Raw genomic sequence first — 8,370 nt, 5'->3', positions numbered from 1 at the left:
ACTCAACTGCGGCCACGCCTGACCACCCAACGCACCCAGCGGACCCTCAGCCCACTCCGGAACCTCGATGTCACCCACCGGCGAACAAACCTCCCGATCCCCGCGCTACGGCTAGGCGGCCACACGCTCCCCACAGAACTGCCGGGCCGCCCGCAGCCCCATGGCCGTGAAGGCCCGGGTCAGCGCCGGGCAGACGAGTGGCAGCGGATGAGGGCTCGCGGTCTGGGCCTCGTCCGCCCAAGTGCCGTCGTCGCGTTGGCCGGAGACCAGATAGTCCGTACCGGTCGCCCACGACTCCTCGTCCAGAATCCCGGTCGCTCCCAGCGCGGCAAGGGCAAGGCCCGTGGGTCCCGGGGCGCTCGGGCCCCCCTCCTCGTAGGCCCATCCACCGTCGCGGTTCTGCAGCCCGGCGAGGCGGCGGACGATCGAGGCCACCGCCGGCTCCGACCATCCGAGTGCCTCCGCCGTGCGGAACACCGCGTAGGCGTCCCCCCGGTAGCGGCCGGGCTCGGGGTGCCCCAGCCGGAGCCGCTCGTCCAGCAGCCAAGCGCGGGCCCGCTCGATGGGCGGGGTATCCGGCCTCCGGTAGTGCCGCAGGGCCGAGACGACCTGGGCCACCGTCTCCTCGTACGGCTCGTCGGAGTCCCCGGCGACGTCGCAGTTCCACAGGCCCTGCGAAGTCCGGCGCCGCTCCAGGTAGCCCAGCGCACGCCGTATCACGAGGTCCGGCACACCGAGCCCGGCGAGCGCGCTCAGCACCTGCGCAGTCGTGCCGCAGTCCGAATCCGTGCCGCGGAGCGCGGGCCATCCACCGTCGTCGTTCTGCGCGGCACACAGAAACGCCACCGCGGTGGGCAGCGCGTGTGTGGTGAAGGCCGGGTCCTCGCGGAACGCGCGTACGGTCGACGCCGTGTCGCGCACGTCGGAGGCAGGGTGACGCCAGGTTCCGTCAGACCGCTGGCTCCGCAGCAGCTGGGTAAGGCAGCGCTGCCAGGCCCTGCCGCCCCGGGCCGTGAAATCCAGTGCCAGAAAGGCCAGTGACGCACTGAGCGGATTCCTGCCGAAGCCATCGTTCGCGGACTGTGCCGAGATCAGCCGCTGTGCTGCGGCGAGCGCCGACTCGTGTTGCTCCGATGGGAATTCCAGGAGGACGTACAGCGCAAGCGACTCCGTGTGCCGGTCACTTCCGGCGGAGACACCTCCGGTCGGTTCCTCGTCCACAGCGTCGTTGCGCAGGGCACGCCGGAGCGCGTCGACGCTCAGCCCACCGCGGATCGGGCGGTCCCGGTGGAGCGCGAGCGCCTGTACGACCCGGAACCATCTCAGCTCCTCCGGATCCTTCAGTACGGCTCCGACCAGCGCCGGATGGCGAAGCTCGACCGGCTGGGCGTCATCCACGGCCAGGGACCACAACGCCTGTTCCACCAGCTCGTTCACCGGATGCGTGAGGCCGTTGCGGACCGGGGGGTTATGGAAGAGCCAGGACCGGGCACGGGCGACCGCGGCGAGTGAGTCGTTGTCGCCGGCGCGGGAGAGCGCGAAGCAGGCGAGCGCGGTCTCCGGTATCCGCGAGGAAGGCGATGAGACCCACGAGCCATTGGGGTGCTGGGTCAGCATGCACTGCATGGCGGTGGCGGTCAACGCGCCGTCGAGCGCGCGCAGTCGGGGTGTCGTCGTCATCGACTTCCGTCCTCGGTCTTGACAGCATTACCCGGCTGCACGGGGCGGGGCACCGGGTCGTTCAGGGCTGTGTCGGGGCAGCGCCGCCGCGGGCCCCGGCCGGCCGCGGGCGGTCCCGCACGTGGCGCGAATCGATCGAGCTGCGCCCCTCAGCCGTACGTGCCCTTGTGGGAGAGCGTCAGTAATGGACGCGCACCACAAGGGAGTGAGTGGCAGTGGCGAACAGCGGGCGGCCCGGAGAACTCAGGCCAGGACGGTTCCTTCGCAGATGGGCCCGGTTACTGTGGCGGCACCGGGCAGCCGTGCTCCTCGCGTGCCTGCTGCCACTGCCCGGGCTCGGCGTCATCTTCGCGTGGACCTCGGTCAAGTGGTGACGACGGGACGGAGCACGGCAGATCCGAGGAAGTGGCAGGCGAGCAGCGCCAACTCGGCATCAAGTCTGCCGTCGGCCAGCGGGCGGCCACGGGCCTCCGTCGCCTGGCGGACGCGGTACACCACCGAATTCTTGTGCAGGCGCAGCTGTGCCGCGGTCGAGGTGAAGCTGCCGCCGCTCGAGAGGAACACCAGGAGCGTCGTGCGCAGCCGGCGGCACGAGGCGTTGTCGATGGCCAGCCCGCCGAGTGTCGTGGAGACCCAGGCGCGCAGACCCTCCATGTCGGAGGCCATCATGGCGATGGGCGCGATCCGGCTGAAGGCCGTGATGCGGCAGCGTTCCTCTGCACTCGCGGTCGAGGCGACGGTGTAGGCGCTCAGCGCCTGACGGTGAGTCAACCGGAACCCTTCCGCTCCTCGGGCGGGCGTGCCCATGGCGACCCACATATCGCCTCCAACGTCGGCGCCCGCCCACCCCACCGGATCGTCGCTGTCCGATTCGTCCGGCGAGGGCAGCCACGCCCACATCGTCGATTCGTCGTGGAGTGCGAGCAGGGGCGGACCGGCGCCACGGACTCGCTCGGAGAGCTCCATGACGAGCCTCTCCAGCCGGCGCGGTCCGTCGGATGTCGTCTCGTCGCACCAGGCGACGACGCCGACATGTCTCTGCCCGAGCCGATAGTTCAGCGCCTGCTCCATCGCTCGGACGTCCACGTCCCCTCGTGACAGGACCGGCAGTACCTGCTCCGAGCGAAGGAGCACCCGGTTTCGGAGCCACCGTTCCCGCTCCTCTTCGTACGCGGCGACGGCCTGCCCGGACATCCTGTCGGTGCTGGCGAACAAGCTCGCGGTCACCCGGACGGACGCCGGACCGGTCAGTTCGGGATCGGTCGATGCCCGATTGATCTCGCTCAGGACCCGCTGCAGGACGACGGAGAGGCCGAGTTGGTGCGAGCGCAGCAGAGGGACCGTCCCGATCCCGCGCTGGGCGAGTCGGCGCGCGTACTGAAGTGCCGCCGGCGGAGCCTCGACCCGGTTCAGCTCCAGGTCGAACTGCACCGCATGGAGTGCGGCGACCACGAGGTGCTCGGTTCCGGCCTTGAGGAGCGCGCCAAGGCTGCCGTCCTCGCACAGCTCGGGGATTTCGACGCGGATCCTCCGGAGGAGCGCGGCGGTCAGCTGTGCGGTCCGAGGACTGAGCACGGAGACGACAGCGGCGAGGAACTCCTGTGCGGACTGGTTCGCATGCGTCGAGCGGGCACCTGAGGAGGTCAGGCGCTGTCCCTGAGCAGGCGATAGCTGGGTGCCGATGGGGGCGATGCGACGCTCGATGAGGGTCATGGGCGCGTGCTCCAGGCTCGTGATCGTCCGCGTGTGGGGCTCGGCATTTGGATCTGGCCACGTAACGGGGCACCGCACGGTTCAGGCAGGCGCTGGGCCGTGGGGTCGTCGAAGTGGCCCGCCGCACCGTCGAGCGGCTGATGGCCGAACTCCGCCTGGAGGGCGTCATAGGGGCTGGGCCCCGGGTACGAAACGGCCGCGGAATCTCGGTCGGCGGAACCAGTGCCGTCCCCTGTGGGCCTTTGTACCGTTGCTCCGACCGACGTGTTCCGAAGGGTGAGGGTGGCGTTCAGGTGTTGAGTCAGGTCCCCGCTTTCGCCGTGGTCACTGATCCGGCATGTCACCGAGGTGATCAACGGGCATGAGGAGCGGGTCATGCGTGTGGTCGACCGGGGGCGCCGCCGGCGGTGCGCTGCGTTCAGTTCCCAGCTGCCTCCATGAGCCGAAGAGCCGCGCATGAACAGACAGGTGACCGCGGACCGACCACGTGCTGTGCCCGGCACGCTTTCCGCTCTCTGTGGCAGCGCTCTTGAGGGCATCGCCCGGAAGCTCGGACCGAACGGGTGGGCAGAGCAGGTGCGTACGGCATTCGACGTGTTGGTCGAGCCCTGGGGAACGGTGCCCGTGAGTGATCTGCCGTTCTCTGATGTGTCTCCGGACGGCTCACCCGTCGAATACGCGATCACGCTCACGGGAGACACCCCGGTGCTGCAACTGGCAGTGGAGCCCCTGGCGCCTCATGGTGACTATGCCGCCAGGGCGGAGGCGGCGCGGCGTGTGATGAGCCGACTGGCGTCACATTACGGTGCCCACACGCAGAGGTGGGATCAGGTCGCCGACATATTCCTCCCTTCGGAGGGAGCGGCGGATCACGTCGCCATGTACGGATTGGAGGCGGTCGCCGGGCGCCCGCCACAGTTCAAGGTCTGGTTCTATCCCGAGGTGAGGGGTGTTCGGCGTGCTCCTGAGACGGTGGCCGAGGCACTGGTGAAGCTGGGTCTTGAAGAGGCTTGGGAGACCGTCCTCGGCCACGCGCGCCGCGGGTTCGAACGTGATCGGCCCGCACTGTTCAGCCTCGATCTCACCTCTTCCGCGACCGCGCGGACGAAGGTCTACTTTCGGCACTACGATTCCAGCGCACAGCACATGGCGGACATCTGTGGTGAAGGGTCGCGGCGCACCGCCGCGGCGGTGCGGGACTTCTGCACCACGCTCGCCGGGAACACCGGGTCGGGTGTCCAGCCTCCGGTGACCTGCCTGGCCCTGAACGGGAGCGGTCGAGGCATCAGATCCTCGGTGACGCCGTACGTCCCGCTCTGGATCGCCGCACCCGACGACGCTGTCATGGGAGCGCGGATGACAGCACTGCTCGTCCGCCACGGAGTTTCGCCGGCCCGCTACGAGGAAGCGGTTCACGCCCTCGCCAGGCGGCCTCTGTCAGCTGCCCGGGGTTTGCACAACTATGCCTCTCTGCAGCTCGGGAAGGCCGGGCCGCGCATCAAGGTGTATCTCTCACCGGAGCTGGTGAGCAGTGACCCGCCTGTCCGTTATCAGTGAGAACCTGGGAGGAAATGTGGACGAGAGCCGGAACGAGGAAGCGGGACCCGAGGGCTCGGCGGAAGGCTTGGTTCTGGTCACACCTGGCCAGGAGTACGCCGGCAAGCAGGGGCACTCCTTCTTCGTGGGCATTTCGCGAGAGTCCGCGGGCTCCCGTGGCCTGTGCATGCACCAAGTGATCATCCCGCCCGGTGCGCGGGACCATCCGCACCTTCACCGGGACCACGAGACAGCGATCTTCATCATCTCAGGCGAGGCGGAAGGACGCTATGGCGAGGGGCTCGGCCGGCGCCTGGTGGCCGGCGCCGGGTCTTTCGTCTATATCCCGGCAGGTGTACCGCACCAAGCCATCAACGCGAGCTCGACGGAGCCGCTTGTGGCGGTGATCGCTCGAACGGACCCGCACGAGCAGGAGAGTGTCGTTCTGCTGGAGGAGCTGACAGCCCTCTCCGACACCGCGTCAGCTGACACGAAGCCGACGGCGCCATGACCGAGGAGCTTGCATAGCCGTGCACGTCGACGGTGGTGCCCCTGCCGCAACGTGCTGTCGACGTGCGGCAGGGGCCGGGGCCATGCGGGGGCCCGACAGGACGGGTGGGCCTCTTCCTCCCACGGACGCTGCCCATCCGGTCCAGCCACTGAGGGGCACGCAGCGGTCCGCCGCCGGGTTCAGTCGCTCGCCGTTCCGTCGGGTTGGCCGTTGACGATCCGCGGATCGTGCGCAGCCGTCGAAGCGGCTCGGAGGGTGCTGCGGCGATGAGTGCCCGGTCGGGACCGGTGCGGACCGCGTCGACGCCGGCGGAGCAGGACGAAGAAGGCGGCGAGCCGGACCGAGAGAGCCAGGGCAGCCAGCACGAGGGTCAGCCACAGGGAGAAGTGTGCGAGGGCGCTGTCGGGGAGGATGCCCGGCGTGGCCTCTCCGGACGCTCCGGCAGCCGCCCGTACGTCGACGGGCGCATGGCCTGCCGCGGGGCGCGCCACCGACGGGAGGCCGCCGTCCGTGAAGACGGTCGACGCAGGGGCGGCCGCGCCCCTTGCAGCCGTTGCCCGACCGGAGATGGCCTCACCCTGTGCGGGGACGAGCGCGGTCATCAGAAAGAACAGCCCCGTGGCGACAGCTGTCGCCGTCCCCTGGCTTCCACGCATCCGCTCAGCCTCCGCTGGTGTTCATGTGTCCTGTGTCAGTCCCGCACGTGACCGGCCGAGGGCCGGTTCAGCCCTCGCCCGGGCCGCCGGCCCCGACGGCTGCGACGACCGGCCCTTGCCCGTTGACGGCGCGTGAACCAGCACCCGCCGACCAGCGTGCAGGGACGCAGTGGTGTCGACGTGTCACTACCGAGAACGGAGCGCATGTGACCGCGGACGGAGTGCGGCGGCTCGATTCGCCAGGGGTTACGACGCCGATGCACTGCCTGCTGACTCCGCGAGACGACGGCTCGCGGAGCATCCGTCCCGCGCCGGGCTTCGTGGAAACCGCCATGGTGGGCTTCGTGCTCGCTCTCTCCGGCGACAGGGCCGCCAAAGGGGCTGTCGCGCGTGCCCGTCGCTGGTTGTTCAACCATCCGGCCGATCCCACCACGAGCTCACTGACGCACATGGTGGAGCACGCCCTGTGGTCACTCGCCGTCGATGACGGTGAACCCATTGATCTCGGGGCCGTGCCGGCGCAGGCGCCGGAAGAAGCCCAACTGGTCAATCTGGTCCACGTGCTGGCCATGTATGGAGATCGGCCGGTCCATGGGGGACTGAACCTCCAGGAGCTGCGACACGCCTTCCAGGAGGCGTACGGGGGCCGCGGTGACGAACCGCGGCCGGACAGCGGCTCCCCGGAGAGCCTGGCCGTGGCCGTGCTGCTGGACGTGCGCTTACGCGAGGATCAGCCGTCCTGGATGCTCGTCGAGCATCTGATGTCCGTTCAGGAACGGGACGGATCGTACGCGTGGAACGTGGTGGTCACGGCGCTCGCGCTGCTGGCCCTGGTCACGTCGGCGCGGGACAGCGATGCGTTTCGACGGTGCCAGGAGTATCTGCTGGCCACGCAGCGGGCCGACGGCACGTGGCTGAACGGGCCTGTGGACGTCCTGGAGCCCGCGGACGTCCTGGAGCCGGAGCCGACGGTTCGCTCGTTCCGGGAGGACTCAGTGATTCCTAATGTGGTCTGTCAAGCGGCGAGGGCTGTCGGTGGTGTGAGTTCGTAGCATCGTCCATCGCGGAGGAGGGCCTAGAGGACGTTGACGCGGCGGCGGGCGAGGGCGAGGACGGCTTGGGTGTGGCGTTTGCCTTCGGCGCGTTTGCGTTCGTAGAACCGGCGGGATTCCTCAGACCGTCGGATGCTGAAGAGCTCGGAAGTGTAGAGGACGCGCTGGAGCCGTCGGTTGTAGCGCTGCGGCCGCCGTAGGTTTCCGCTGATCTTGCCGGAGTCGCGCGGGACGGGTGCGACGCCGCCGAAGCCGGCGAGGCGGTCCGGTGTTCCGAAAACGGTCATGTCACCGCCGGTGGCGGCCAGGAACTCAGCCCCGAGGGTGATGCCAAGGCCGGGCATGCTGGTGATCAACGTCGAAGTGGTGGTGGTCGCGAAATCGGGCCCCGATGAGCTTGTCGAGCTCGGCGACCTGCTGGTTGAGGGCCATCACTTCCTTCGCCAGGGTGTGCACCATCTGCGCGGTCAGCTTCTCGCCGGGCAGGCAGGTGTGCTGGCGTTCGGCCGCTTCGACCGCGGTCTCGGCGAGTTGATCGGCGCGGAGAACCTTGCGGTTTCGTAGCCAGGTCTCGATGCGTTTCGTGCCGAGCCGGCGGATGGTCGCAGGGGTCTGGTAGCCCGTCAGCAGGGTCAGTGGGCCCTTGTTCGTGAGGTCCAAGGTCCGTTCCAGGCCAGGGAAGATGCCGGTCAGCTGGGCACGGAGCCGGTTGACGGTGCGGGTGCGGTCGGCGACGAGATCCATGCGGCGGCCGGTGAGGATCTTGAGGTCGGTGACGATGTCGTCGCCGGCGCGTAAGGGGTGCAGGTCGCGGCGGATGCGGATCTGGTCGGCGATGACGGCGGCGTCCTTGGCGTCGGTTTTTCCTTCGCCGCGGTAGCTCTCGGAAGCGCGGTGGATGGCCCGGCCGGAGATGTAGCGCAGTGACTGGTCGTGGTGGAGGAGGAGCGTGATGGCCAGGGCGGCTCCGCCGTCGGCCAGGTCGATGCCCCAGGTCACCTCGTCGCCCAGGGTCAGGATGTCGGTGAGGAGTTCGAGGAGTTCGGGTTCGTCGTTGGCGACGCGTCGGGACAGCAGCCGGCGGCCGCTCTCCTCGATGGCGACGCAGTGGTGGTGGGTCTTGCCTGCGTCGATGCCGGCCCATATCGTGGCCATGTGGCGCCTCCGTGCGGTGGGGTGCTGATGCCTGCCACGGACGACCTCGCTGTCGATTCCCTACTCA

General features: G+C 69.2%; 5 protein-coding genes and 1 pseudogene. 3 read left to right on the top strand and 3 right to left on the bottom strand.

From position 1 onward, the window contains the following. Positions 1 to 111: 111 nt before the first annotated feature. Positions 112 to 1,680 carry a prenyltransferase/squalene oxidase repeat-containing protein gene (locus OO54_RS40320; RefSeq protein ID WP_033212573.1) on the bottom strand — a complete coding sequence of 523 codons (1,569 nt, stop codon included), beginning with the start codon at positions 1,678 to 1,680 and terminating at the stop codon, positions 112 to 114. A 363-nt stretch (positions 1,681 to 2,043) separates the two neighbouring features. After that, positions 2,044 to 3,393: a PucR family transcriptional regulator gene (locus OO54_RS40315; RefSeq protein WP_051787889.1), complete on the bottom strand. Its 1,350-nt coding sequence runs from the start codon at positions 3,391 to 3,393 to the stop codon at positions 2,044 to 2,046. A 456-nt stretch (positions 3,394 to 3,849) separates the two neighbouring features. Here OO54_RS40315 and OO54_RS40310 point away from each other — a divergent pair, with 456 nt between their 5' ends. From OO54_RS40310 to OO54_RS40295, 3 genes are all read left to right on the top strand, one after another. Next, positions 3,850 to 4,950: a tryptophan dimethylallyltransferase family protein gene (locus OO54_RS40310; protein ID WP_078905618.1), complete on the top strand. Its 1,101-nt coding sequence runs from the start codon at positions 3,850 to 3,852 to the stop codon at positions 4,948 to 4,950. Then, complete coding sequence (locus OO54_RS46970) at positions 4,925 to 5,440, top strand: cupin domain-containing protein (RefSeq protein WP_200146635.1); 516 nt, start codon at positions 4,925 to 4,927, stop codon at positions 5,438 to 5,440. The genes OO54_RS40310 and OO54_RS46970 overlap by 26 nt, the downstream gene beginning before the upstream one ends. 862 nt (positions 5,441 to 6,302) lie before the next feature. Next, complete coding sequence (locus tag OO54_RS40295; RefSeq protein WP_033212569.1) at positions 6,303 to 7,148, top strand: hypothetical protein; 846 nt, start codon at positions 6,303 to 6,305, stop codon at positions 7,146 to 7,148. 23 nt (positions 7,149 to 7,171) lie between these two features. Here the strand turns inward: OO54_RS40295 and OO54_RS42100 are convergent. After that, positions 7,172 to 8,303: pseudogene (locus OO54_RS42100) on the bottom strand (IS110 family RNA-guided transposase). Positions 8,304 to 8,370 lie beyond the last annotated feature (67 nt).

The sequence above is a fragment of the Streptomyces wedmorensis genome, from assembly GCF_000716445.1.
GTDB classification, from domain to species: Bacteria; Actinomycetota; Actinomycetes; order Streptomycetales; family Streptomycetaceae; genus Streptomyces; species Streptomyces wedmorensis.
This window is presented reverse-complemented; position numbering and strand designations above follow the sequence as displayed.

Coding starts and splice junctions, on each gene's coding strand:
- OO54_RS40310 (WP_078905618.1), top strand. CDS start 3,850: ATGAACAGACAGGTGACCGCGGACCGACCACGTGCTGTGCCCGGCACG.
- OO54_RS40315 (WP_051787889.1), bottom strand. CDS start 3,393: ATGACCCTCATCGAGCGTCGCATCGCCCCCATCGGCACCCAGCTATCG.
- OO54_RS40320 (WP_033212573.1), bottom strand. CDS start 1,680: ATGACGACGACACCCCGACTGCGCGCGCTCGACGGCGCGTTGACCGCC.